The 25,844-nt window shown below is 58.7% G+C and carries 24 protein-coding genes; 10 read left to right on the top strand and 14 right to left on the bottom strand.

Annotation, left to right across the window (positions count from 1 at the left end):
* Positions 1 to 169 precede the first annotated feature (169 nt).
* From AB4P97_RS18275 to AB4P97_RS18245, 7 genes are all read right to left on the bottom strand, one after another.
* Positions 170 to 1,678 carry a sensor domain-containing diguanylate cyclase gene (locus AB4P97_RS18275; RefSeq protein WP_395601439.1) on the bottom strand — a complete coding sequence of 503 codons (1,509 nt, stop codon included), beginning with the start codon at positions 1,676 to 1,678 and terminating at the stop codon, positions 170 to 172.
* A 207-nt stretch (positions 1,679 to 1,885) separates the two neighbouring features.
* A complete protein-coding gene (locus AB4P97_RS18270; protein WP_395601438.1) occupies positions 1,886 to 3,202 on the bottom strand; it encodes an OprD family porin in 1,317 nt (438 codons plus the stop codon).
* Positions 3,203 to 3,395: 193 nt separating this feature from the next.
* On the bottom strand, positions 3,396 to 3,617 hold the full coding sequence (locus tag AB4P97_RS18265) for a hypothetical protein (RefSeq protein WP_042560974.1): 222 nt from the start codon (positions 3,615 to 3,617) through the stop codon (positions 3,396 to 3,398).
* A 204-nt stretch (positions 3,618 to 3,821) separates the two neighbouring features.
* Entirely contained in the window at positions 3,822 to 5,186 is a 1,365-nt protein-coding gene (locus AB4P97_RS18260; RefSeq protein WP_395601437.1) for a heavy metal sensor histidine kinase, read from the bottom strand.
* Positions 5,176 to 5,853: a heavy metal response regulator transcription factor gene (locus AB4P97_RS18255; protein WP_042560972.1), complete on the bottom strand. Its 678-nt coding sequence runs from the start codon at positions 5,851 to 5,853 to the stop codon at positions 5,176 to 5,178. Before AB4P97_RS18255 ends, AB4P97_RS18260 begins: the two co-directional genes overlap by 11 nt.
* Before the next feature lie 8 nt (positions 5,854 to 5,861).
* Positions 5,862 to 8,963: a multidrug efflux RND transporter permease subunit gene (locus AB4P97_RS18250; RefSeq protein ID WP_395601436.1), complete on the bottom strand. Its 3,102-nt coding sequence runs from the start codon at positions 8,961 to 8,963 to the stop codon at positions 5,862 to 5,864.
* Positions 8,960 to 10,120, bottom strand: coding sequence for an efflux RND transporter periplasmic adaptor subunit (locus tag AB4P97_RS18245; RefSeq protein ID WP_395601435.1), 1,161 nt, complete (start codon positions 10,118 to 10,120; stop codon positions 8,960 to 8,962). The genes AB4P97_RS18250 and AB4P97_RS18245 overlap by 4 nt, the downstream gene beginning before the upstream one ends.
* 340 nt (positions 10,121 to 10,460) lie before the next feature.
* Here AB4P97_RS18245 and AB4P97_RS18240 point away from each other — a divergent pair, with 340 nt between their 5' ends.
* Positions 10,461 to 10,766 (top strand): type 1 fimbrial protein, encoded by a 306-nt coding sequence (locus AB4P97_RS18240; protein WP_042560969.1) that lies wholly within the window; start codon positions 10,461 to 10,463, stop codon positions 10,764 to 10,766.
* Between the two features lie 111 nt (positions 10,767 to 10,877).
* Complete coding sequence (locus AB4P97_RS18235) at positions 10,878 to 11,117, top strand: hypothetical protein (protein ID WP_047303058.1); 240 nt, start codon at positions 10,878 to 10,880, stop codon at positions 11,115 to 11,117.
* A 206-nt stretch (positions 11,118 to 11,323) separates the two neighbouring features.
* Here the strand turns inward: AB4P97_RS18235 and AB4P97_RS18230 are convergent, their stop codons facing one another.
* From AB4P97_RS18230 to norR, 5 genes are all read right to left on the bottom strand, one after another.
* Complete coding sequence (locus tag AB4P97_RS18230) at positions 11,324 to 12,073, bottom strand: YkgJ family cysteine cluster protein (protein ID WP_395601434.1); 750 nt, start codon at positions 12,071 to 12,073, stop codon at positions 11,324 to 11,326.
* A gap of 82 nt (positions 12,074 to 12,155) precedes the next feature.
* Positions 12,156 to 12,482, bottom strand: a complete 327-nt coding sequence (locus tag AB4P97_RS18225; protein ID WP_150592683.1) for a hypothetical protein — start codon at positions 12,480 to 12,482, stop codon at positions 12,156 to 12,158.
* A 151-nt stretch (positions 12,483 to 12,633) separates the two neighbouring features.
* Positions 12,634 to 13,116: a GNAT family N-acetyltransferase gene (locus AB4P97_RS18220; RefSeq protein ID WP_395601433.1), complete on the bottom strand. Its 483-nt coding sequence runs from the start codon at positions 13,114 to 13,116 to the stop codon at positions 12,634 to 12,636.
* Positions 13,117 to 13,119: 3 nt separating this feature from the next.
* Entirely contained in the window at positions 13,120 to 14,022 is a 903-nt protein-coding gene (locus AB4P97_RS18215; protein ID WP_042560964.1) for a chemotaxis protein CheV, read from the bottom strand.
* A gap of 312 nt (positions 14,023 to 14,334) precedes the next feature.
* Positions 14,335 to 15,894 carry a nitric oxide reductase transcriptional regulator NorR gene (gene norR / locus AB4P97_RS18210; protein ID WP_115147736.1) on the bottom strand — a complete coding sequence of 520 codons (1,560 nt, stop codon included), beginning with the start codon at positions 15,892 to 15,894 and terminating at the stop codon, positions 14,335 to 14,337.
* A 164-nt stretch (positions 15,895 to 16,058) separates the two neighbouring features.
* Between norR and hmpA the strand changes: the two genes are divergently transcribed.
* The 8 genes from hmpA to AB4P97_RS18170 all read left to right on the top strand — a co-directional run bounded on the left by hmpA (position 16,059) and on the right by AB4P97_RS18170 (position 24,486).
* Positions 16,059 to 17,240, top strand: a complete 1,182-nt coding sequence (gene hmpA / locus AB4P97_RS18205; protein WP_042560962.1) for an NO-inducible flavohemoprotein — start codon at positions 16,059 to 16,061, stop codon at positions 17,238 to 17,240.
* A gap of 252 nt (positions 17,241 to 17,492) precedes the next feature.
* The gene (locus AB4P97_RS18200) at positions 17,493 to 18,002 is read left to right on the top strand and encodes a disulfide bond formation protein B (RefSeq protein ID WP_042560961.1); all 510 of its coding nucleotides are present in this window, start codon (positions 17,493 to 17,495) and stop codon (positions 18,000 to 18,002) included.
* Positions 18,003 to 18,827: 825 nt separating this feature from the next.
* Positions 18,828 to 19,769: a ubiquinol oxidase subunit II gene (gene cyoA, locus AB4P97_RS18195; protein WP_042560960.1), complete on the top strand. Its 942-nt coding sequence runs from the start codon at positions 18,828 to 18,830 to the stop codon at positions 19,767 to 19,769.
* Positions 19,770 to 19,772: 3 nt separating this feature from the next.
* On the top strand, positions 19,773 to 21,803 hold the full coding sequence (gene cyoB / locus AB4P97_RS18190; protein ID WP_273877878.1) for a cytochrome o ubiquinol oxidase subunit I: 2,031 nt from the start codon (positions 19,773 to 19,775) through the stop codon (positions 21,801 to 21,803).
* A 3-nt stretch (positions 21,804 to 21,806) separates the two neighbouring features.
* A complete protein-coding gene (gene cyoC, locus AB4P97_RS18185; protein ID WP_042560958.1) occupies positions 21,807 to 22,430 on the top strand; it encodes a cytochrome o ubiquinol oxidase subunit III in 624 nt (207 codons plus the stop codon).
* Positions 22,430 to 22,765: a cytochrome o ubiquinol oxidase subunit IV gene (gene cyoD / locus AB4P97_RS18180; protein ID WP_042560957.1), complete on the top strand. Its 336-nt coding sequence runs from the start codon at positions 22,430 to 22,432 to the stop codon at positions 22,763 to 22,765. The genes cyoC and cyoD overlap by 1 nt, the downstream gene beginning before the upstream one ends.
* Before the next feature lie 10 nt (positions 22,766 to 22,775).
* Positions 22,776 to 23,663, top strand: coding sequence for a heme o synthase (gene cyoE / locus AB4P97_RS18175; RefSeq protein WP_042560956.1), 888 nt, complete (start codon positions 22,776 to 22,778; stop codon positions 23,661 to 23,663).
* Between the two features lie 331 nt (positions 23,664 to 23,994).
* On the top strand, positions 23,995 to 24,486 hold the full coding sequence (locus tag AB4P97_RS18170) for a RidA family protein (protein ID WP_042560955.1): 492 nt from the start codon (positions 23,995 to 23,997) through the stop codon (positions 24,484 to 24,486).
* 70 nt (positions 24,487 to 24,556) lie between these two features.
* Here AB4P97_RS18170 and AB4P97_RS18165 read toward each other — a convergent pair whose 3' ends face one another.
* Together AB4P97_RS18165 and AB4P97_RS18160 are read right to left on the bottom strand one after the other, a co-directional pair.
* Positions 24,557 to 25,261 carry a hypothetical protein gene (locus AB4P97_RS18165; protein ID WP_042560954.1) on the bottom strand — a complete coding sequence of 235 codons (705 nt, stop codon included), beginning with the start codon at positions 25,259 to 25,261 and terminating at the stop codon, positions 24,557 to 24,559.
* Positions 25,262 to 25,405: 144 nt separating this feature from the next.
* Complete coding sequence (locus AB4P97_RS18160; RefSeq protein ID WP_395601432.1) at positions 25,406 to 25,810, bottom strand: GNAT family N-acetyltransferase; 405 nt, start codon at positions 25,808 to 25,810, stop codon at positions 25,406 to 25,408.
* Between the last annotated feature and the right edge of the window lie 34 nt (positions 25,811 to 25,844).

The following is a 25,844-nucleotide window of genomic DNA, read 5'->3' as shown; positions in this document are numbered from 1 at the left end:
CCCACAAGGATTTGTGGTGTGCCGGAAATTTGTATCTCATCCATAAACCTGTGGAAGCTGGCAAGCCAGCTCCCACAAGGATTTGAGGTGTGCTAGAGATTTGTGTTTCATCCATAAACCTGTGGGAGCTGGCTTGCCAGCGATGGGGCCGGTAAGGGCAAAGCATTAATCAGGCAGCCACCACCACCCGATTGCGCCCACCTTCCTTGGCCTGATACAACGCCTTGTCCGCCGCGAACAGCAACTGCTCCAGCGTCATCTCGCTCGCCGTCGTCCACGAAGCGATGCCGATACTCACCGTCATCGGCGACTCAGCCCCTGCGACCAACGGCAATTGTTCCACCGCCACCCGAATATGCTCGGCAATCTGCTGCGCACCCGCACTGTCGGTCTCGGCAAGAATCACCGAAAACTCCTCGCCGCCGTAACGCGCCACCAGGTCCGTCGGTCGTCGCACATTCGCCGTGATCACTTTGGCCAATTCGCGCAATGCCCGATCCCCTGCCTGATGCCCATGCCGGTCGTTGAACGCCTTGAAGTGATCGGCGTCGATCATCATCACCGACAGCGGTTTGCCCGAGCGCTGGGCACGAAACCATTCATGGCGTAGCGACTGATCGAGCATCCGTCGGTTGGCCACCCCGGTAAGCGCATCGGTGGCGGCCAATTGCGCCAGTTCGTGTTCGGCGCGGTGACGCAGGCGCAGTTCACGGACAAGCAGCCAGGTCAGCCAGAGCAGGCCTAGGCACAGCACGCCGGTGGCGCCACTGATCAGTATTGCGGTGCGGCGCCAGGCGGCGAATACCTCGTCGCTGGACAACGCGACGATCACCGTCAGCGGCAGGTTACCGACCCGCGAATAGGTGTAGAGCCGCTGCTGATAATCCATGCTCGACGTGCTGGTAAAACTGCCGTTGCCACTTCTGTCGTTCAGAATCCGCACCACATTGGGTCGATTGCCGAAACTTTTACCGACGGAGTCGCTTTGCAGGTACGGCTTCTGCGCCAGCAACACGCCATCGTTGTCGATGATGTTCAGTGTGCTGCCATTGCCGATGTCGAGGCTGTTGAATAATTGGTCGAAATAATCGAGCTTCAACGATGCCACGGCCACGCCGACGAACTCGCCGGTGTCCGAGGAAATACGTCGACTGAAGCTGAGGCGCCATTGATTGGCCTCGTCGCAGTCGCAACGGGTCTTGAACGGCCGGCTGATAAACATGCCGACATCGCGGTTGAAAGCATGGGCGAGAAAGTAATCGCGGTCAGCGAAGTTGCCCGGCTTCGGCACGAGCTGCGATGAGTCGGCAACCACATTGCCGAGCTTGTCGAGCAACAGGATATCGCCCTTGAAGCGTGCAGTGGCCGAGCGGTCGAACAGCGCCAGATGGAGGATCTGCGGGGGCAGGTCACGCAGGTCATCACGCTGCGACGTGGCGATCAGGCCTTGCAGCGTCAGGTCGTACAACTCGACGGTGCGCAGTACGTCGGCGTCGATCAACTGGGCGATGGTGGCGGCGCTGCGGGTGCCTGACTCCTGAGCGCTGGCGTGCTCACGAATCAACAGGAACGTGACAATGCACACGATCGCGATCACGCTCAGCAGGCTGCCGAAAATCAATAGCCGCTCGGGGCGTCCGGTCTTGCCCGCAACAGGTGGGGTACGGCTCGCGATCATGGTGGGGTTATCGGTTGGGGAGTCTTATAAGCGTAGTAGGACATACACAGCAGCCAAAGCCAGAAACGATTCCCAATGTGGGAGCGAGCCTGCTCGCGAAAGCGATGTGTCATTCAACCGGATGTCGATTGGAAGACCGCTTTCGCGAGCAGGCTCGCTCCCACAGTGTGCATCATTAAATTCTAGACTGTGTTTGTCGCGCCGATCTTAGAAGACGTTGATCGGGTAGTCGACGATCACGCGGTATTCATCGGTGTCCGAATCAATTACGCCATAACCGTTGCCAACGCGATGGGTGGCCCACTGCAGGCGCACCGCCAGGTCTTTCGCCTGACCGCTTTGTACGACGTACTTCAAATCGAGATCGCGTTCCCAATGCTTGGCGTTGCGGCCGTCGGCGCTGTACCAATTGGAATACCCCACGCTGCTCGGGTCAGCCTTGGTCAAGTCAACCATCCCCCGCGAGTAGGACACTGCCGAGGTCAGCCCCGGTACGCCGACACCGGCAAAGTCGTAGGCGTACTTGAGTTTCCACGAACGCTCGTTCGGGCCGTTGAAGTCCGAGTATTGCTGGGAGTTGTCGAGGTAAACGCTGTCGCCCTGGCTGATGTAGTCGAATGGCGTGTTGCCGTTGACCCGTTGGTAAGCGGCGGTGACGCTATGGCTGCCGATGCCGACAGTGAAATGCAGGCTGTAGGTGTTGTTGTCGATGTTGCCGAGCAGCGCATCGCCGGTGTCCTGGGTGTGATAGAAGTGCAGGCCCGGGTTGAGGCTGACCAGGTCATTCAACTGCCAGGTGTAATCCAGGTCGTAGTAATACTGGTTCCAGATGTCCTTGAGCTCGGACGCATACAGGCTGCTGGTCAAGCCTTCGACACCGCTCCAGGCCACACCGGCCCAGTTCAGGTGTCGGCTTTCGTCACCCTCGGCCAGCGTGCCGTACGAAGTGCCGATGCGCTGGTGACCACTTTGGTTGTAAGGCTTGGTGAAACTGGCCTGGCCACCTTCGATCAACCAGCCATCGAAACTGTGGTTGGTCAGGCTGACGCCACGGAACGTCTGCGGCAGCATGCGCGTGTCGCCGCCGGCAATCACCGGGTTGGTGAGGAACAAGTCACCAGCCTTCAATTCGGTGTCGAACGCACGCATTTTCAAAGTACCGCCGGCTGTCGAAAACGAGCCTGGTGCCTTGCCGTTGCCATCGCTGATCGGCAGGATGCTGGAGCCATCCGTGCCGCCACCGCCGTCGAGTTTCAGCCCGAGCATGGCGTGGGCATCAATGCCAAAGCCGACTGTGCCTTGGGTGTAGCCCGACTGGAATACCCCGAGAAAACCCTGGCCCCACTCGATGTTGTCGTCCGCCTTCTGCAGGCGGTTGCGATTCATGTAGTAGTTGCGGGCGTTGAGGTTGAGGCTCGAGCCTTCGATAAAACCTTCTGGCGCGGGCTCGTCAGCGTGAACGGTGGGGGCAATCGTTGCGGCAATTGCAATGAACAGTGGAGTGAAACGGACTGGGTAACGCACGTGCGGTAAAGCTCCTTGGGTCAACGGCACCTCAATGTTCCGAGGCGCGAAATGTTTCTTGTTGTAAAAGACGCACCAAACAGCTTTCAGACCACAACGAAAAAAGGCCGCTGAAAGGCAGCGGCCTGGAATGACGACGGTTGAACGGGAAGAGCCAAACAACCGCGTCGAGGGAAACGTAGCGATGTGCGACTCAGCTGTCTTTTTCGGAGGCTTGAGCCTGGGTTGCTGCAGCCTGAGGCGTCTGCGTCGCGTCTTTGGCCTTGGCCATCATTTCTGTCTGATGCTGATCGTACGCCTGGGCCCGAGCGCTGTTGTGCGCAACGAACGCCTGGGACTCTTCAGCCATCGCCATCGGCGACAGGATCAATGAGGACAAAACGAAAGCGCTGGCAATACCCATACTGTTGGACATCTTGAAAACCTTCTTGCTTGGCAAGTGCTGTTTGGTGCGGGCAAAGATAAGGTTGCCGGGGCTTGGGAAACAGCGTGATTTTCATAAATGACTATTGCGCAGTAGGTAAAAATTGAAGATTGCGGTGAGGCCAAGAGCTATCCCCTCAGCCCAGCCCTCTCCACCAAGGGGGGCGAGGGGGAAAGGGAGCAGATCGGGGGCTTTTCAAACCGGCAAACAAATCCCAAAGGTATTCATCCCCCGATCACTGCGCACAAACACATCCCCGCCATGCATCAGCGCAATCGCTTTCACGATCGCCAGTCCCAATCCATGGTTATTCCCACTGTTGCTGCGCGAAGCATCCACCCGATAAAAGCGCTCGAACAACCGTGGCAGATGCTCGCTGGCAATCGGCGAACCGGGGTTGGTTACGCCGATGCTGACTAGATGTTCTTCTACCTCAATTCGCACCACGATCACCTGACCCGGCCCGGTGTGTTGCACTGCGTTGCTCAATAGATTGATCAACGCCCGACGCAAATGCGCGACCTCTATCTGCACCTGCGCATCGCCGCTGACCTGCACCTGAACCTGCGCGTCTTCGAGAATGAAATCCAGATACTCCAGCGTGGTTGCCACTTCATCGGCCAACGATGCCGACGTCAGTTTGTTCGCCTTGTTGCCCTGATCCGCACTGGCCAGAAATAACATGTCGTTGATGATCGAACGCAGTCGCTCCAGCTCTTCGAGGTTGGATTGCAGCACTTCGAAGTAATGTTCGGCTGAACGTCCGCGCGTCAATGCCACCTGGGTCTGGCCGATGAGATTGGTCAGCGGCGAACGCAGTTCGTGCGCCACGTCGGCGTTGAACGACTCCAGTCGCGAATAGGCCATTTCGACCCGCTCCAGCGTCGAGTTGAACGAGTCGACGAACTGTTCCAGCTCCGGTGGCAATGGCGACAATCGCAAGCGACCGGCTCGCAGCGGCGGGGTCAGGCGTTGGGCTTCGTGGGACAGTTTGATCAGCGGCTTGAGGCCGATCCGCGCCACCCAATACCCCAGCGCCGAGGCCAGCAGCACGCCGACAATCGCCAGGCTGATCAAGGCGATCAGCAACTGATGCTGGGTCTGGTGAAAGGTCTCGGTATCGATGCCGATCATAAAGCGCAGCGGCGGACGCTGATCCTTGGCCGGCAATTCAGTCAACAGCACTTTCAGTGGATAAGTACGGTCCGGCAGCTGCAAGTCATGCATCCCCAGCGGCCCTTGGGCGAAGGCGCGGATCCGTGAGTCCGGCGTACCGTATTCGTAACCCGGATCACCACTCACCACCCAGAAACGAATGCGCTTGTCCTCTTCGCCGAGCAGTTTCAACTTGGCGTTGATCTTCACCCAATGCTCCGGGGTACCGAAGCGATTGAGTGCCGATTCGAGCACGCTGTACCGCGCATCCAGCTCGGCTTCCGGTAACAAGCCCAAACCTTTATCGACCTGCTGATACAGCGCGCCGCCGATCAACAGAAACACCAGCAGCGCCACCAGCGTGAACATGCCGCTCAGGCGCAGGGCTATCGAGTTACTGGACACCACGACTCTCCAGCACATAACCCATGCCACGAATGGTGTGCAGCAGTTTCTCGTCGAATGGCCCGTCGAGCTTGGCGCGCAGGCGTTTGATCGCCACCTCGACGACGTTGGCATCGCTGTCGAAATTGATGTCCCAGACCATTTCGGCGATGGCGGTTTTCGAGAGGATTTCACCTTGGCGGCGGGCGAGGACACTGAGCAACGAGAACTCCTTGGCGGTCAGGTCCAGGCGCGTGCCGGCGCGAGTCGCCTTGCGGCTGATCAGGTCTATCCACAGGTCGGCGATGCTCACCTGCACCGGCTCATGCCCGCCACTGCGCCGGGTCAGCGCTTGCAGACGCGCGACCAGTTCGAGGAAGGAAAACGGTTTGCCGAGGTAATCGTCGGCACCGTCGCGCAAGCCCTTGATCCGGTCTTCAACCCGCTCGCGGGCGGTGAGCATGATCACCGGGGTTTGCTTGCGCGCACGCAATGCGCGCAGCACGCCGAAGCCGTCGAGGCCCGGCAACATGACGTCGAGGACGATCACCGCGTAGTCGCTTTCCAGCGCCAGGTGCAGGCCTTCGACGCCGTCGCGGGCCAGGTCCACGGTGTAACCCTGTTCCGTCAGGCCGCGGTGCAGATAGTCCGCGGTTTTATCCTCGTCTTCGATAATCAGAACGCGCATGACCCGCCTCAGTCTGTGGTCGCCAACGCCGGTACGGGCGCAGGTTTGGGTCTATGGAAAAGTCGCTCAAGCCACAAGTATATGACCGGCGTGGTAAACAGCGTCAGCATCTGGCTGACCAGCAAGCCGCCCACTACCGCGATCCCCAGCGGTTGGCGCAGTTCGGCGCCGGTGCCGTAGCCGAGCATCAGCGGCAAGGCACCGAGCAGCGCGGCGAGAGTGGTCATGATGATTGGCCGGAACCGAGTGATGCACGCTTCGAAAATCGCATCCTCTGGTGACATCCCGCGTTGACGTTGGGCTTCGAGGGCGAAGTCGATCATCAGGATGCCGTTCTTCTTCACAATGCCGATCAGCAAGACCAGCCCGATCAGCGCCATGATCGAAAAATCCTGGCCGCAGATCCACAACATCATCACCGCGCCCAAACCCGCTGCCGGCAAGGTCGAAATGATCGTCAGCGGATGCACGAAGCTCTCATAAAGCACACCGAGAATGATGTACACCGCCACCAGCGCCGCGAGAATCAGCCACGGCTGACTGGCCAGCGAACTCTGGAACGCCTGCGCCGCACCCTGGAAGTCGCCGCTGATCGCGGTCGGCATGCCGATTTCGGCCTTGGCCTGATTGAGCAGAATCACCGCATCGCCCAGCGCCACGCCGGGCGCCAGGTTGAACGACATGTTGGCGGCCGGAAACATGCCGTCATGGGCAATCGACAGTGGGCCAATGGTCGGTGCATCGAATCTGGCCAGCGCCGACAGCGGCACCATTTCCCCGCTCAGCGGCGAGCGCAGGTAGAAATAGTTGAGGCTTTCGGCCTTGCCGCGCTGCTTGGTGTCCAGCTCCAGAATCACGTTGTACTGGTTGACCTGAGTCTGGAACTCGTTGATCTGGCGTTGGCCGAACGCATCGTAGAGCGCCTCGTCGACATCACTGGCAGTCAGACCGAAACGCGCTGCCGCGCTGCGGTCGATGCTGATGTGAGTGATGCTGCCGCCCAGTTGCAGGTCGTTGGAAATGTCGCGAAACGCCGGGTTGCTGCGCAGTTTTTCGGTCAGGCGCTGGGTCCAGGTGGCGAGGGTCGCGCCGTCGTTGCTCTTGAGTACGTATTGGTACTGCGCGCGACTTGGGCCGGAGCTGAGGTTGATGTCCTGGCCGGCACGCAGGTAGAGCACGATGCCGGGGACTTTCATCAGTTGCGGACGAATCCGGTCGATGAACTGGCTGGCGCTGACGTCACGGTCGCCGCGTTTCTTCAGGGCGATCCAGAAGCGCCCGTTGGCGATGGTCTGGTTACTGCCGGAAACACCCACCGAGTGGGAAAACGCCTGCACCGCCGGGTCGGCGGCGACGATTTCGGCCATGGCCAAGTGTTTTTTCACCATGTCGCCGTAGGAAATGTCCGCAGCGGCTTCAGTCGTACCGAGCACGAAGCCAGTGTCCTGCACCGGGAAGAAACCCTTGGGGATAAAGATGTAGCCGGCGACGGCCAATGCGAGGGACAAGCCGAACACGCCGATCATCAATTTCTGGTGGGCGAGGGCGCGGCGCAGGCCTTTCTCGTACCAGCCAAGCAAGCGTTCACTAAAGCCCGGTTTCGCGTGGGCGTGATGTACCGGTTTGCGCATGAACAGCGCCGCAAGGGTCGGCGCCAACGTCAGCGAAACCACCACGGAAATCATGATGGTCGAGGTCGCGGTCAGGGCAAACTCCTTGAACAGTCGCCCGACCACGCCGCCCATGAACAACAGCGGAATAAACGCCGCCACCAGCGAGAAACTGATCGAGACCACGGTGAAGCCGATCTCGCCTGCGCCTTTGATCGCCGCCTCGCGCATATCGTCGCCGGCCTCCAGGTGCCGGTGAATGTTTTCCACCACCACAATCGCATCGTCGACCACAAATCCCACGGCCACCACGATGGCTACCAGCGTCAGGTTGTTCAGGCTGAAGCCGAGGATATACATCAGTGCGAAGCTGGCGATCAGCGACACACCGAGCACTGCCGAGACAATCAACGTCGCCGACAACTGACGCAAAAACAGCGCCATCACCGCCACCACCAGCAGGATCGCGATCAACAAAGTGATCTCGACCTCGTGCAGCGAGGCGCGGATGGTCTGAGTGCGGTCGATCAGAACGTCGACCTGCACAGAGGCCGGCAGCATGGCTTCGAGGCCGGGCAGGGCGGCTTGAATCCGGTCCACGGTTTCGACGATGTTGGCGCCCGGCTGGCGCGAGATCACCAGGTTTACCCCCGGTCGATCTCCCGCCCACGCTTGCACATAATCATCTTCCGAACCGTTAACAACGTTGGCGACATCTCTTAGGTGAACCGGGGCGCCGTCCTTGTAGGAAACGATGAGTTGGCTGTATTCCTCGGGATGGAATAACTGGTCGTTGGTCGACAGCGTGGAAATACTCGACTCGCCGTACAGCGCACCTTTGGCCAGGTTGAGGCTGGTTTGCTGAATCGCCAGACGAATGTCGGCGAGGGTCAGACCGATGGCCGCGAGTTTATCCGCCGAAGCCTGAACGCGAATCGCCGGACGTTGCTGACCGGTAATGTTGATTTGGCCTACACCGTCGATCTGACTGATCTGACGGGACAGCAGGGTTTCCACCAGATCGCTGAGCTCGGTGCCAGGCATCTGCGTCGAGCTGACACTCAGGATCAGCACAGGACTGTCGGCCGGGTTGACCTTCCTCCAGGTCGGCAGCGTCGGCATGTCCTTGGGCAGCTTGCCGGCGGCGGTGTTGATCGCCGCCTGAACTTCCTGCGCGGCCGTGTCGATGCTTTTGTCGAGGCTGAACTGCAGGGTCAGCAGGGTTGAGCCCAAGGCACTGCTGGAAGTCATCTGGGTCATGCCGGGAATGGCGCTGAATTGCACCTCCAGCGGCGTGGCCACGGACGAGGCCATGGTATCGGGGTTGGCGCCGGGCAATTTCGCGGACACCTGAATCGTAGGAAATTCCGCTTCCGGCAGTGGGGCAATTGGCAAACGCGGGAAGGCAATGATGCCGACCAGCACCAGTGCGAGGGTCAGCAAAATGGTCGCCACCGGGTGATCAATGCACCACGTCGAAATCCCTTTGTGCGCCTTCATGGTTTCGGCTCCGCCTGCACTACTTGCGGTGGCTCGGTCATGACTTGCACCGTCGAGCCGGGTTTGAGCCGCGACTGGCCATCGGTTACCAGCACGTCACCGGCCTTCACATCTTTGATGATGTCCTGACCGCTGCCCTGATAAACCATCTGCACTTGCACGGCTTCAACCTTGTCGCCGTTCACTCGGTAAACGAAGTGTTGGTCGAGACCGCGTTGTACGACGGTGGGCGGTACGACCAGCGCATTTTTGTCGAGGGCCGTCTGAATTTTTACCGTCACCAGCAGGCCCGGCCAGAGCTTCTGGCTGGCATTGGCGAATTCGGCTTTGGCGCGGATGGTGCCGGTGTTGGCGTTGATCTGGTTGTCGATCAGGGTCAGGTGACCTTCGCCGAGCAGGTTACCGGTTTCGCCGTCGGTGTCGGCGCCGATGTAAGCCTTGACCTGTGCGTGTTGCGGGTCGTTGATCAGGCCTTGCAGGGTCGGCAGCATTTGTTGTGGCAGGGAGAACTCCACGGCAATCGGGTCGATCTGGGTAACGGTGAACAGGCCTTGGGTGTCGGTCATGCGCAGGAAGTTGCCCTCATCGACTGTGCGAATACCGACACGGCCAGTGACCGGGGAGCGAATCTGCGTGTAGGAAAGTTGTACCTGCGCTGCATCAATCGACGCTTGATTGCCTTGGGCACTGGCCTTCAGTTGGTTGACCAAGGCCTGTTGCTGGTCGTAGGTCTGCTTGGAAACCCCGTCATCGACGCTGAGCAGTTTGTAGCGTTTGAGGTTGACCTGGGCGACTTGCAGTTGGGCCTGACTCTCGCCGAGTTGGGCGCGGGCCTGGTCGAGGCTGGCGCGGATCGAGCGGTCGTCGATGGTGGCGAGCAAGTCGCCTGCTTTGACCAGTTGACCTTCTTTGACGAGGATTTTGGTGAGGGTACCGTCGATTTGGGGGCGTATGACCACGCTGTGCAGGGACAGCACCGAGCCGATGCCGCTGGTGTAGCGGGGGACGTCTTTTTCGCTGACGGCGATCACTCGCACCGGGATGGCGGTAGGGGTGGCGAGTTTGGTAGGGGCAGGTCGGGTTGCAAACCACAGGCCTGCGGCAGCCAGGGCGATCAATAGGGTGGCTAGCAGGGCTTTGTGCTTTTGGATTCGCATGCTTTTTGGGCGCCGAGGTTTGGAGTTTGGGCAGATTGGGTAGGTTATAAACCAGTGTGGGGGTCAGGAGGGTGACGGCTAGCTGTCCTGGCTGTCAGTTTCGGACTTACGTGGATAGCCGTTCCTGAGCGAAGCCTGCCGATGCGCGTTTCTGATCAGGATCAAGGGCTGCAGCCGGGCTTGCGCTGATCCTGTTGAGCGGTGGGGGGGGGGGTGAAGGGGCTTGGTCATTTCTTAATCTGAACTCCCGTTCACCGTTCTAAAGATCCGCTCCCGCCAGCGGATACAAGTTGTATACCCCAGCCATTATCGTTGCGGGTCTCTTCGGGAGTGTCTTGCAATGAACCTCAAAACTGTCATCTCCAGTGTGCTTGTTTTACTTCCGCTAACGGTCTGCGCCGCGCCTCAGCCCCTCTCGGGCGAGATCCGTTTCACCGGGCAAATCGTCGATTCCGGATGTGAAGTCGGGCGAGTGGGTGCGCTGGTGACCAGCGAGTCCCGGCAGATCGAACTCAAGCCAGGGGTGAAGGTTGATGTAGACACTTACCGCAACGCTTGCAGCCGTGGGGCGTTGCCGTTTTCGATGACCTATGAGCCGCTGAAAACCTCCACCGACAATGGCATCGTGACCATCAATTACCTGTAAGCCGTTCGGCGTGCGGTGCAAATCTTCAGGTGCCGAGCCACGGCGCGCAGGTATACTGCGCGCCTTCGCGGCTCACTTACCGGGCGCGACTTTTTGTTTTGCGGAGCTTTCATGACTTCCCCGATCCAACCGCCGGTTGACGACGCTGTGAGCGATGTCCCGGCCGATATGGCCGACGCCAGCGATTCCAAAGCCGAGATCCCGGCATTCAAGTTCCCGTTCAAACCGGGCGAATTGGCAGGCGCCAAAGGCTCCAACCAGCCGTGGTACAAGAACGGCGCCAAGAACGGCCACACCAAGAGCCCAGGCATGGCGCCGCCGGGCACCCGTCGTTCGATGGGCAAGCGCTGAGTTTTCCTTCGGGGAATTGCATTTGGTTGCGCGGGTTTTTGAGGGCGGCGACAGATTTGGGATTGTGGTCGCCTTCACTGGCCCCATCGCTGACAAGCCAGCTCCCACAGGTTTTCCGGTTGTTCACTTAGTTGATGTACGACGCAAGACCCTGTGGGAGCTGGCTTGCCAGCGATGGGGCCCGAACAGCCACTCGAGTATCTGTATCAAGCCGCCCGCAACGAAATAAACGCGTAGGTCAGCGCCGGCTCCGTCACCACCCGCGCCCCCGCCGCCCGCACTTGCCCGGCCACATCATCCCCGGACAAATGAAACAGCCATTCACTGGCCACTTCACCCAGTGGCTGCGCGTTCACCTGGTCAATTACCTTCGCAAAAGCGTCCATATTCGGCAAATACGCGGTAAACCCGTCGCCCTTGAGCGCGGTGGTCCGGATGCCCAGCGCAGCGCAGATGGCATCCTTTGTCCGAATGTCATCACGATCAGCCTGACGCGAACGCTGGATCAGCTCGATCAGTTCCTGATCGACCAGCTCGCCACCGACGATCAACACCGGCCCCTGTTCCCACGACTCTGGCGGGCAATCCTTGGCGGCAGGATTGAGCGGAATGTGCGGATTGATCTCCGCCGGATAAATCCGACACACCAACGGTCGACGCTCGTAGATGCGGCACAGCTTGTCATCGTCAAGATTCCGACAAGGTCCGACATTGTACGCGGCGAAAGTGATGGCCACGTGCACCGCCGATTCACCGCTGCGCACCGCGACCGACCGCCGTTCGGCATGTTCACGCTGCTGCGCCGGCAAGCCTAGACCGTTGCCGAGAAAAGCCTCTACCAGCACGATCACCTGACCACCGTCAGCCGCCCACATGCGGGCTTCGGCGAGGGTCAGGGGGACATGGTGGTCGGTGCAGCACTTGCCGCAGCCTACGCAGGAAAACGTCGTATTCATTGAACGATCAATCTTCAATCAGGTGTGAATCAGCGACGTAAAGCCGCCATGGGATCACCGATCGAAGCAAGTTATGCGCCATTCATTGGGTTTTAGCAGTCGGGCGGATCGAGTCCCATTCGGTGACGAATGCGGTTTTCGATTTTTTGTTGTACAGGCACAGCTCGGTGCCTTGTTGGCCTTTCATGTGCTTCTGCGGGTACTGGCCTTGCAGCAGCACGGCGGTGTAGCCGACGCGGTCGTCGAATTGCGCGGCATTGCCGACTGGTTTGGCGTTCTTCAAACCGCTGGCTTTGGTGCAACTGGCGAGCACGGTTTTGTCGTAGGCGGCCCAGGCGTCAGGGCTGGACGCGTGGGCGTTGGAGGCGAGGGCGGTGAGGCAGATGAAGCTCAGGGTAGTCGCTTTCATGGTTTTGGCACCCTTGTAGTGGCAAGGGTTGGAGTATGCCTGAGAGCGAAAAGTTGTCTTTGAGGCCGCCATCGCTGGCAAGCCAGCTCCCACAGGTATTGTGAGCGGCGCCCATCTCTGTGGGAGCTGGCTTGCCAGCGATGACGCACGATCAGGTTGGCACCAACTCCCGGCGGACTACGTACATTCCGGCACTTTCATACAATCGCTGTGCCCGCAGGTTGTCTTCCAACACTTTCAAATCGACAAACCCTTCGCGCCGTTGCTGAAAAACCTTGAATGCATTCAACAGCAATGCCCGGCCCAATCCTCGACCCTGGGCGCGCGGATGCACCACCAGATTCTTGATGTACGCACTCGTCCAGCACTGCGCCACACCAACGACACCCTCGGCATCAATGGCAATGAAACACAGAGCCGGGTCATATTCCGGGTCGCGTTCAAACCGTCGCTGCCAAACCTCCAGCGCCGGTACCCGGCCACCACCTTCGCGGTGACCGAGTTGCATCAAGTCATGCACGGCGCCGGCCAGTTCCGGGCGATAGGTGCTGATTTCAATGCCCTGCGGCCAGACGACATCCGGCACGTCTGCACTCAGATCGCGCCGCAGCAAAAAGCAGTAAATCTCGCCCAAGAGTCAATAACCGTTGGCCGCGACGTGTTTGGCCGCTTCGATCAGACGTTGGGTCAGCTCCGGCGAGGAGAACTTCGTCAGCACTGCGTTGGCCCCGGCCAGTCGTGCCTTTTCGCTGTTCATCGCGCTGTCGAGCGAGGTGTGCAGCAGCACGTAGAGATGGGCGAAATCCGGGGTCTCGCGCAGGGTGCGGGTGAAGGCGTAGCCGTCCATCTCGGACATTTCGATGTCGGAGACGATCAGGTTGATCTGCTGGGCGGTGCCCTGCAAATCAAGCAGGCAGTCGATGGCTTCCTTGGCGCTGCGTGCGGTGTGGCATTGCAGGCCGAGATTGCGCAGGGTGTGCACCGATTGTTGCAGCGCCACCTGACTGTCGTCGACCACCAGAATCCGCGCGTTGCCGAGGACGTCGGCGTCTTCCATGGTCAGGTCGGTCGGGGCCATTTCGATTTGCGCCGGAGCGATGCTGTGGATGACTTTTTCGATGTCCAGCACCTGCACCAGCGTGCCGTCCACCGAGGTCACACCCGTGATGTAGGCGCGCGGTCCGCCGGAGCCGAATGGCGGTGGTTTGATGTCGGTGGTCAGGCAGTGGACGATTTTGCTCACCGCTTGAACGTGCAGGCCCTGTTTGGAGCGGCTGACGTCAGTGACGATCAGACAGCCACCGTTGGGGTCTTCCAGCGGTCGCTCGCCGATGGCGCGGCTGAGGTCGATGACCGACAGCGCGGCGCCGCGCAGGGTGGCGATGCCTTTGACGTGCGGATGCGACTCCGGCAGCTTGGTCAGCGGCGGGCAGGGAATGATTTCACTGACTTTCAGCAGGTTGATCGCCATCAGCTTGCCGCTGCGCAAGGTAAACAGCAGAAGCGAAAGTGAATCTGCGCGGGCTTTGTTGGAAGACATAAAAACCTTCTGTGGAAAAAGGTGATGGGCGAGGGTGGAAATCGCCAGAAACTATTGATGCCGGGTTATCGGCGCTAATGGGGTGGGCTTTAGGTCAGTTGTCGGGTGGCGTTGCGTTCCAAAGCCAAAGCCCCTCACCCCAGCCCTCTCCCCGAGGGAGAGGGGGCCGACCGAGGTGTCTTGCGCAATGCATCGACCTGAAAGACCCAGTCGATTATGGATTCAGCACTGCACGTTCACGTCGGCGTAGCTCTCCAATATCCCCCAATCAGTCCCCTCTCCCTCCGGGAGAGGGTTAGGGTGAGGGGGCTTTTAGCTTTTCATGCCCAACCGCTTGGCCATCCGTCCCAGATTCGCCCGATCAAGCCCCAACTCCCGCGCCGCACTCGCCCAATTATCCTGATGACGTTCCAGCGCCGCAGTGATCAACTGCCGCTGGTACGCCTCGGTAGCACTGCGCAAATCCCCGCTGATCAATGGTACCGACGCCACTACCGCAGCAAGCGGTTCAGGCAAGTTATCCACAACCTCACGCGGCAAATCGAGATCCGCCGCACTCAAACTGAGAATCTTCGGCCGCACCTTGCAGTTGCCCAAGGCCTTCAACGCGCTGCGCCCGATCAAGTGTTCCAGTTCGCGCACGTTGCCTGGCCAAGTGTAGGCGAGGAGGGCTTCCTGGGCGTCACTGTTCAGTCGCAGGCTATTAAGGCCCATGCGCGAACGGTTCTGTTCGAGGAAGAAGCCGCTGAGCAGCAACACATCACGTCCACGATCACGCAAGGCCGGCACCCGTAGCGGGTAAACGCTCAGGCGGTGGTAAAAGTCGGCACGGTAGCGACCGCTGCGCACTTCTTCGGCCAGATCGCGGTTGGTCGCAGCGATCAGGCGCACGTCGACCTGATGCTCCTTGTCCGAGCCTAAACGTTGTAACTGGCCGCTCTGCAGCACGCGCAACAGTTTGGCCTGAACGGTCAGCGACAATTCGCCCACCTCATCGAGAAACAGCGTGCCGCCATTGGCCAGTTCAAATTTGCCGCGGCGGTCGCTGGTAGCGCCGGTGAAGGCGCCGCGTACGTGGCCGAACAACTCGCTTTCCACCAACGTGTCGGGCAGTGCCGCGCAGTTGAGGCTGATGATCGGTTTGTCGGCGCGGGCTGAGGCAGCGTGGATCGCCTGAGCCACCAACTCCTTGCCAACCCCGGTTTCGCCGGTGATCAACACGGTCAGGTCGCTACCGCCGACCAGGTTGATCTCTTCCACGAGGCGCTTGTGCGTCTTGCTCTGGCCGATCATTTCGCGGTTCTGCTGACCGCTGGCCTGCCGGTAAATCTCGGCGCGCTGGTGCTCGTCTTCGACCCGGATCGCCAGACGCTCGATGCGTTCGGCGGCGTTGACCGTGGCCGAGGCAAGGCTGGCGAAGGCTTGCAATACGTCCAGTTCGATCGGCTCGAAGCGTTCCGGATCGAGTGCGTCGAGGGTGATCAGGCCCCAGAGTTTTTCATCGACAAACAGTGGACAGCCGAGGCAGTCGTGAACTTCCAGGTGATCGTCGAGGCCGTCGATCAAACCGTCGTAAGGGTCGGGCAAGTCGCTGTCGGCGGCAAACCGGGTCGGCCCGGACCCTGCCAGCAACACCTCAAAGCGCGGGTGCTCACTGACCTTGAAGCGGCGGCCGAGGGTGTCTGTACTCAAGCCATCCACCGCCAATGGCACCAGCGATTCACCGTCGAGGCGCAACAACGCGGCGGCATCGCAGGGCAGCAGGGCGCGCATGGCTTCGAGCAGTCGACGATAACGCTCACCCTCCGGTAATTCGCGGGAGAGGTCGGAGACCAGCGGCAGTAGAGCGGTCAGCAAGGATTTGGCAATCATGGTCGTGTAGTCAAAGAGACAAGATGTAGTCGGAGTGACTATAAAGAGCGTTGGGTCGAATTGACTACATATTTTTTAACATGCTGATTTATATGGATAAATAAGTTGGCACGGAAACTGATAACTCTAGGGTAACTTTTCCAGAAAGCTCAGGAGTCACCCTTATGCTTAGCGTCCAGGATCGTGCCATCGTCAAATCCACCGTGCCTTTGCTGGAAAGCGGCGGTGAGGCGCTGATCACGCACTTCTACCGCATGATGCTCTCCGAATACCCGCAAGTGCGCCCATTGTTCAACCAGGCGCATCAGGCCAGCGGCGACCAGCCGCGTGCGTTGGCCAACGGTGTGTTGATGTACGCCCGCCACATTGATCAGCTCGACCAGTTGGGCGATCTGGTGGCGAAGATCATCAACAAGCACGTCGCCTTGCAGATCCTGCCGGAGCACTACCCGATTGTCGGTGCCTGCCTGTTGCGCGCCATCTCTGAAGTGCTCGGCGAAGAGATCGCCACGCCAGAAGTGATGAGTGCCTGGGGCGCGGCGTACGGTCAACTCGCCGACATCCTGATCGGCGCCGAAACCGCCATTTATGACCAGAAAGAGCAAGCCGTCGGTGGCTGGCGCGGGGCGCGCGAATTCGTCGTTGCGGCCAAGGTCGAAGAGAGCGCGGAAATCACTTCCTTCTACTTTGAGCCTGCGGACAAAGGCCCGATTCTGGCGGCCGAGCCGGGTCAGTACATCGGCATGAAGTTGGTGCTGGATGGCGAAGAAATCCGCCGCAACTATTCGCTGTCGGCGCTGGCGAATAAAGGTCAGTACCGTATCAGCGTCAAACGCGAACCGGGTGGCCGTGCGTCCAATCACTTGCACGATCAGTTGCATGTCGGCGCGAGCATTCAGCTGTTCCCGCCATCGGGCGAGTTCACACTGGCTGCCAGCGACAAACCACTGGTGCTGATCAGCGGCGGCGTCGGCATTACTCCGACGTTGGCGATGCTCGAAGCGGCGCTGGAAACCGAGCGCCCGGTGCACTTCATCCACTGCGCGCGCAATGGCAGTGTGCATGCGTTCCGCGACTGGATCGACGGCCTGGCTGCGCGTCATCCGCAACTCAAGCGTTTCTATTGCTACGCCGAAGACGACGGCGTGAGCCCGGCAGCGGACAAGGTCGGGATACTGAGCCAGGAGTTGCTCGCTCAATGGCTGCCGGAGCAGCGCGATGTCGACGCCTACTTCCTTGGGCCGAAAGGTTTCATGAGTGCGATCAAGCGGCATCTGAAAGCGCTGGGTGTGCCGGAGAAACAGAGCCGGTATGAGTTCTTCGGGCCGGCTGCTGCCTTGGAATAAATAGCCCAGACCGAGTAGTCCGTATCGCGGGCAAGCCCGCTTCCACAGGTTTTATGGCGTACGCAAAATTCATGTACGACGCTGGACGTGTGGGAGCGGGCTTGCCCGTGATCGCCGTTACACGGTTCCGTTCTGAAAAAACCCTTTGAATTAATGGTTCCTTAACCGCTTTATCGTTTATTTCTCCGGTGTAGACTTGCGACAACTTTCAGTCGCCAGACGGCTGAACCATGGACATATAAGGGAAACGCGATGAGCGAGGAAACAATTCGATTGGGACGTGAGCGGCGCTTTCTGGTGCTGCTGGGCATCATCTGCCTGGCGTTGATCGGTGGTGCGCTGTACATGCAGATCGTGCTCGGCGAGGCGCCGTGCCCACTTTGCATCCTGCAGCGTTATGCGTTGCTGCTGATCGCGCTGTTCGCCTTTATCGGTGCAGCCACGCGCACCCGGCGCAGCATCACCGTATTCGAAGTACTGGTGGTGATCTGTGCGATTGCCGGGGCGGCAGTCGCCGGGCATCACGTGTACACCCAGTTCTATCCGGCGATCAGCTGTGGCATCGATGTGTTGCAGCCTATTGTTGATGATTTGCCGCTGGCGAAGATCTTCCCGCTGGGCTTCCAGGTCGACGGTTTCTGCTCGACGCCGTACCCGCCGATCCTCGGTCTGTCGCTGGCGCAATGGGCGCTGGTAGCGTTCGTACTGGTGGTGATCCTGGTTCCGCTGCTGGCCTCGCGTAATCGAAAAGCACTGCGCTGAGTCAACTATTGCGCGTTATTGCCGATACAGAAAACGCCCCGATTTGCGGTTCAGCAGATCGGGGCGTTTTGCATTTCAGAGTGTTTGTGAAAACACCGTGACGAACGGCAAGGAAGGGTGTGGCAGGTGTGCGACATGTTGTCACACAGGCGGTGTCGCAAGCCGATCCACCTACCCGGATTGGCGCACTGTTACAAAAAAGGATTGGTCTGTTTCGGTGTTTTTGGGCTTTTGAACGCGTGTGCCAGATCAGGCAGTTTTAACAAGCGCGGGCAAATGGCCAGAAGCCTTGGGGTATCGGGCTTTGCGCCGATCCAGCCCTCGGAAAAAGCCTTCAGAGCTGTCTGAACTGAGGCGGATACACCTACAAATTTTGGCGTTTTTGTTGAGAATCTATTTCGATAACATGCGGCACTTTTGCAAAAATGGCGATGGATTGTTGCTTGAACGGATAAAAATTATTTCGGGATAAGACATGGTGTATAGGGCGCTACCTATCTACAATCGCCCGCACTGAATTCCCGGCGCTGTTCAGCCTTTATTAAGGAGGCGAGCAGGAAGTCGGGTGTCGAGCAGGCTGTGAGGCTTTCAAGACACCCAGGTGTCGGTGCCTTCCAACTTTCCGCACCAAATGGAATTGGTCTGTAACAAGGCCTTTGACCACGAATTCGAATAAGAACTTACCGCTGTCCCAGGTTTTGTCGAGCGTCTGACGCGCGACGGGCGGCCCTTATTCAATCCAAAGAAAATGCCAACCCTTGGCAGGGTGAAGTGTTGGCGATCAAAACCCAACTGCATTGCGCAAGCTGCTTTAGAGGTCGTGAGATGAGTAAAAACAGGTACCCCAGATTACTAGGCCTAGTGCCGCTGCTCGGCACGTTGTTGCTGGGAGGCTGCAACATGACCCTGCTCAATCCAACGGGCCAGGTCGGCCTGGAACAGCGCAACCTGATCATCACCGCGACCCTGCTGATGCTGTTGGTCGTTGTGCCGGTTATCGTCATGACCTTCCTGTTCGCCTGGAAGTATCGCGCCTCCAACAAAGACGCCATCTACACGCCGAAATGGTCGCACTCGACCAAGATCGAAGTGGCCGTCTGGACCATTCCGGTTCTGATCATCATCGCGCTGGGTTACATCACCTACATTTCGACCCACGAACTGGACCCGTATCGTCCAATCGAATCCGACGTCAAGCCGATCACCATCGAAGTGGTTGCGCTGGACTGGAAGTGGCTGTTCATCTACCCGGAACAAGGCATTGCCACGGTCAACAAGATCGTGTTCCCGGCGCACACGCCAATCAACTTCCGGATCACCTCCGACGCCGTGATGAACTCCTTCTTCATCCCGGGCCTGGGCGGCCAGATCTACGCGATGGCGGGCATGCAGACCAAACTGCACCTGATCGCTGACCGCAACGCTGAAATGGACGGTATCTCCGCCAACTACAGCGGCGCAGGTTTCACCGGCATGAAGTTCAAAGCCATCTCGACAACTCAGGAAGATTTCGACGCCTGGGTAAGTGAAGTCAAGAAGTCACCTAAACAGCTTGATCAAGCTGAATACGCAGCCCTTGCCAAACCGAGCCAGAACAATCCAGTCGAGCTCTACTCCTCGGTCACGCCGAACCAGTTCCAGATCATCGTCGACAAGTACGAAGGTATGAAGCCGGGCAAGCCGCTGAAGCACGAGAAGAAAGAGAAAGAAGTGGCGGCCACGGAAATTGACTCGAGTTCGCATTCAGCTGCCGGGGCAGAGGAGTAAACAATGTTTGGTAAATTAAGTTGGGAAGCGGTTCCTTTCCACGAGCCGATCGTGATGGTGACCATCGCCATGATCGCGCTGGGTGGTCTGGCACTGTTCGCTGCAATCACTTACTTCAAGAAGTGGACTTACTTGTGGACCGAGTGGTTGACCTCGGTTGACCACAAGAAAATCGGCGTGATGTACATCATCGTCGCCATGGTCATGCTGCTGCGCGGTTTTGCCGACGCCATCATGATGCGTACCCAGTTGGCCATGGCCACCGAGGGTTCGCCTGGCTACCTGCCACCTGAACACTATGACCAGATCTTCACCGCTCACGGTGTGATCATGATCATCTTCATGGCGATGCCATTCTTCACCGGCCTGATGAACCTTGCAGTGCCGCTGCAGATCGGCGCGCGTGACGTTGCCTTCCCGTTCCTGAACTCCCTGAGCTTCTGGCTGCTGGTATCCGGCGTTGTGCTGATCAACCTGTCGCTGGGCGTTGGCGAATTCGCCAAGACCGGTTGGGTTGCTTATCCACCGCTGTCGGGCCTGCAATACAGTCCGGGCGTGGGGATGGATTACTACATCTGGGCGCTACAGTTATCCGGGTTGGGTACAACGCTGACGGGGGTTAACTTCCTCGCCACCGTGCTGAAAATGCGTACCCCTGGCATGAAACTGATGGACATGCCGATCTTCACCTGGACCTGCACCTGGGCAAACGTTCTGATCGTGGCTTCGTTCCCGATCCTGACCGCTACCCTGGCACTGCTGACCCTTGACCGTTACATGGATTTCCACATTTTCACCAATGAACTTGGTGGCAATCCAATGATGTACGTCAACCTGTTCTGGGCGTGGGGCCACCCTGAGGTATACATCCTGATCCTGCCGGCATTCGGCATTTTCTCGGAAGTCATCTCGGCCTTCACCGGCAAGAAACTGTTCGGCCACCACTCGATGATCTACGCCTCGGGCGCGATCTCGGTACTGGGCTTCATGGTTTGGCTGCACCACTTCTTCACCATGGGTTCGGGTGCAAGCGTCAACGCCTTCTTCGGTCTGGCGACGATGCTGATTTCCATCCCGACGGGTGTGAAGCTATTCAACTGGCTGTTCACCATTTACCAGGGCCGTCTGCGCTTCACCAGCCAGGTGCTGTGGACGCTGGGCTTCATGGTGACCTTCGCCATCGGCGGCATGACTGGCGTACTGCTGGCCATCCCGGGTGCTGACTTCGTTCTGCACAACAGCCTGTTCGTGATCGCTCACTTCCACAACGTGATCATCGGCGGCGCGGTATTCGGTTACATCGCAGGTTTCGCGTTCTACTTCCCGAAAGCGTTCGGCTTCAAGCTGCACGAAGGCTGGGGTAAAGCAGCGTTCTGGTTCTGGATCTCGGGCTTCTTCGTCGCGTTCATGCCGCTCTATGCACTGGGCTTCATGGGCATGACCCGTCGTCTGAACGCCACCACCAACCCTGAGTGGGTACCGTACCTGTACGTTGCCATGTTCGGTGCGGTAATGATCGCTGTCGGTATCGCCTGCCAACTGATCCAGCTGTACGTCAGTGTGCGTGACCGCAACAAGCCAGAGAACATGTGCGAACACGGCGACCCGTGGAATGCACACACCCTGGAATGGTCGACCTCGTCGCCACCGCCGTTCTACAACTTCGCTGTGCTGCCTAAGGCTGACTGCATCGACCCGTTCACTGAAGCCAAGGAAGACGGTACCGCGTACCAGCGTCCGGCCAAGTACGAGCCGATCCACATGCCGAACAACACCGCCACTGGCGTTGTGATGGGCGCGCTGTTGACCGTCTTCGGTTTTGCCATGATCTGGCACATCTGGTGGCTGGCAATCGCGAGCCTGGTAGGCACTGTCGTCTACTTCGTGATCCACGCTGCACGTGACGACCAGGGCTATATGGTTCCGGTTGAAACGATCGAGCGCATCGAAGCCGAGCAGCACAAGCGTCTGGTTGCGGCAGGGAAAATCCCGGCCGGTGCCACCCGTGTTGAAACCTCGTTGGAACAGGCTTAAACCATGTCGAATTTAGTGACCAATGCTGGACACGCCCATGGCGAACATGGGCACGATGACCATCACCACGATTCGGGCGAGATGACCGTATACGGTTTCTGGCTCTACCTGATGACCGACTGCATCTTGTTTGCGTCGATCTTCGCGGTATACGCGGTACTGGTAAACAACGTTGCCGGTGGCCCGTCGGGCCACGACATCTTCGAACTGCCATACGTGCTGGGCGAAACCGCTCTGCTGTTGTTCAGTTCGATCACCTACGGCTTCGCCATGCTGGCGTTGTACAAAGGCAAGAAGCAGCAGGTCCTGGGCTGGTTGTTCATGACCTTCCTGCTCGGTGCTGGCTTCATCGCCATGGAGATCAACGAGTTCCACCTGCTGATCTCCGAGGGCTTCGGTCCTAGCCGTTCGGGCTTCCTGTCCGCGTTCTTCACCCTGGTCGGTACCCACGGTCTGCACGTATCCGCAGGTCTGATCTGGATGGGCATCATGATGTACCAGGTCAACAAGCACGGCCTGACGGCGACCAACAAGACCCGTCTGAGCTGCCTGAGCCTGTTCTGGCACTTCCTGGACGTGGTGTGGATCTGCGTATTCACCGTTGTTTACCTGATGGGGACTCTGTAATGGCTAACGCACACTCCCATGACAGCCATGATGCTGGCCACGGCAGCGCCAAGTCGTACGCCATTGGCTTCATTCTGTCGGTAATCCTGACTGTCATTCCGTTCGGCCTGGTGATGTACCCGACCTTGCCGAAGATGACGACACTGGCAATTGTCATGCTGTTCGCAGTGATCCAGGTGATTGTTCACCTGTATTACTTCCTGCACCTGGACCGTTCCATTGCTCAGCGTAACAACGTGATTGCGTTCGTCTTCACGGCCATCGTGATCGTGCTGCTGGTTGGCCTGTCGCTGTGGATCATGTTCAGCATTCACACGTACATGATGGCGAAGTGAGGTAGACCCGATGTCGCTCAAGCACTTTATCCAAATCACCAAACCGGGGATCATTTTCGGTAACGTGCTTTCTGTGGCAGGCGGGTTCTTCCTGGCCTCGAAAGGGCATGTCGATCTGGCGGTGTTTCTGGCAGCCATGATCGGCACCTCCCTGGTTGTAGCCTCCGGTTGCGTGTTCAACAACTGCATCGACCGCGACATCGACCTGAAGATGGAACGCACCAAGAACCGGGTGCTGGTCCAGGGCTTGATCTCCCTGAAACTGGCCCTGATCTACGCGACCATCCTTGGTGTTCTCGGCGTTGCATTGTTGTACAAGGTGGCCAATCCGTTGGCCGCCCTGTTCGCGGTAATCGGCTTCGTGATCTACGTCGGCTTCTACAGCCTGTACCTCAAGCGCAAGTCGGTTCACGGCACGCTGGTGGGCAGTCTGTCGGGCGCCATGCCGCCAGTGATCGGTTACGTCGCTGTAACCAACAGCTTCGACATGGCCGCGCTGGTTCTGCTGGTGATGTTCAGCCTGTGGCAGATGCCGCATTCCTACGCCATCGCGATCTTCCGCTTCAACGATTACCTGGCCGCATCGATTCCGGTGTTGCCAGTGAAGCGCGGGATTAAAGTGGCCAAGAAGCACATCCTGCTCTACATCCTGGCGTTCCTCGTGGCGACCTTGATGCTGACCTTCAGCGGCTACGCCGGCATGAGCTACTTGGCCGTCGCCGCCGCGATGGGCATGTACTGGCTGTACATGGCCTGGACCGGCTACAAGGCAGTCGATGACACTGTCTGGGCACGCAAGCTGTTCGTGTTCTCGATCTTCACCATCACTGCGTTGAGCGTCATGATGTCCCTGGACTTCAAGGTGCCGAGCGAGTTGTTGCTGACGTACGCGCCGTAAGTTTCAGGTTGTACAAGAAGCCCCGCCATCGAGAGATGTGCGGGGTTTTTTGTTGGCTGAATTTCGGTGATTGAGGCGCCATCAATCGCGAGCAGGGGTCACCTCGACGCGATGCCTTTGTAGGAGCTGCGGCACGCTGCGATCTTTTGATCCTGGTCTTTAAAACTACAATCAAAATCAAAAGATCGCAGCGTGCCGCAGCTCCTACAGGGTTGAGTTGCGGTATCGGAGTAAACCCCCTAGATTCGGATCCAACCATGACAGTGATAGCGCCATACCATTTCACGGGTGCTCAACTGTTCTTCATGCACCGATAACGAGGCTGGGCGAAATGACTGAGAGGATGACCTGCGACGAACGCTTCATTGCCCTGGCACAAGAGCTGAACTACGACATCCACGGTGAGAACACCGCCGGCGGTAACTACGCACCGCTGATCCGTCATCACGATGAGCTGTACATCAGCGGCATGGTGCCACGTACCCACGGCAAGATTCAGTACCCCGGTCGGGTTGGCCTGGAGTTGACGCTCAAGGACGCACAGGCCGCCGCGAGCATCAGCGCGATGCGGTGTCTGGCGCTGATCGTCGATGCGGTCGGTTCGCTGGACAAGATCCGGGCGCTGTTGCGGGTCACGGTGTACGTGAAGTCCACGCCTGACTTTGTTGACCTGAGTGAAGTGGCCAACGGTGCGTCGGATGTGTTCAGCCATGTGCTCGGCGATGCTGGCCGGCACACGCGCACCACGGTGGGTGTCTATCAGTTGCCGAAGAATGCGGCGATTGAAGTCGACATGATTGCGGCATTGCACTCGGGCGCATAATCCTCGCGCCGGAAAACAAAAAGCCCCGCCTGATCACTCAGTGCGGGGCTTTTTCGTCAGCGTGGCCGGATTACTGCGCGGCGATGCTGTAGCCATCAAATGCGGTCCGCTGCTGCAGGGCCGTGATGATGTTCTTGCGGTTGACGGCCTGTTCGGTGCCGGCATTGTCGACGAAGGTTTCGCTATCGATTTCGGCTTCCTCACCCTCACCGACGAAGGTGAAACCAAGGAACTCCAGCGCTTCACGGTCAACATTCAGGCGCGAGCGTGGCGTGCGCAATGGCAGGGTCACGCTGCTGCCATCCTTGCTGATGGTGAAGATTTCGACTTCTTTCTTCGCACGTGCCGCTTTGCTCTTGCCGCCGCTCGGGTTGCTGATCGCCTGATGGGTCTGGTTCAGTACTTTGAGCGCCAGGCCGTAAACGATTTCCTGGAAAGCCGGATCATCCTTGAAGCTAGAGAGGATGCGGCCGATCGAGAACTTGCTGCTCAGGTCTTCGAGGGCGGCGATATCGGCAGCCTCGGCATCCTTGAGGCTCTTGAGTTCGCCCATCAGTTCGTAGGCCTTGTCGTCATCGAAGCGGTCGTGCGCCTCTCGGATCGCGGTGCGCAGTTCACGGATCTGATCGCTCTCGCGGGTCGACTGGAACGCGTCCAGTACCATCTCACTGATGATTTTGGCTTGTGGCAGGTGTTGTGAAAGATTGATGGAGTTTTCGTATTCCGCTTTGGACGATTCGGTGACTACGGATTCAGCGGTGTTGAAATCGGACATTGAAATTTCACTACTTTTTAACTTGAGTGGAGATGAGCAAGCACGGGGCTTTTTCAGGTCGACTAATTTAGGGGAGCGGGGCGACGTTGTCACGGAGCAACGGGCTGGCGGTATAGGTTTTTTAGCGGGCACCGAGCGCATGCCCTATTTCAAGCGTGGTCGTTCCATGGCAATCACTGAGATCTCAAAACCCAGGCCGGTAAAAAACGCCTCTGCACCTTCACGGCCAGCCCGCAGCACCCAAGTGATGTCCGGGTTGTCGCCCATGATGTGCTCGACCAATGACCGGCCAATCCCACGGCGTCGATGTTGCCCGTCCACCACGACCATCGACAGGTAACCATTGGACAAACCATCGGTGATGCCACGAGCGAAGCCGATGATCTGTTCGCCTTCCAACGCGACGGCAGTGCGCTGGGAATTTCTGACAAGTTGCGCGAAATACTCGCTGGAACCTGTCCGGTGTTCCCAGCCATTTTGCCCAAGGAATCGTCGAACCGACTCCGCCTCTGCTGGCAGCATGTCGCGTACGTTCGGGTTGTTGTTCATATGTGGGGCGACTCCTTGTCGGTGATCATTCGAG

Origin of the sequence: Pseudomonas sp. A1230, from assembly GCF_044218825.1 — a bacterium.
Classification (GTDB): Bacteria; Pseudomonadota; Gammaproteobacteria; order Pseudomonadales; family Pseudomonadaceae; genus Aquipseudomonas; species Aquipseudomonas iridis.
This window is presented reverse-complemented; position numbering and strand designations above follow the sequence as displayed.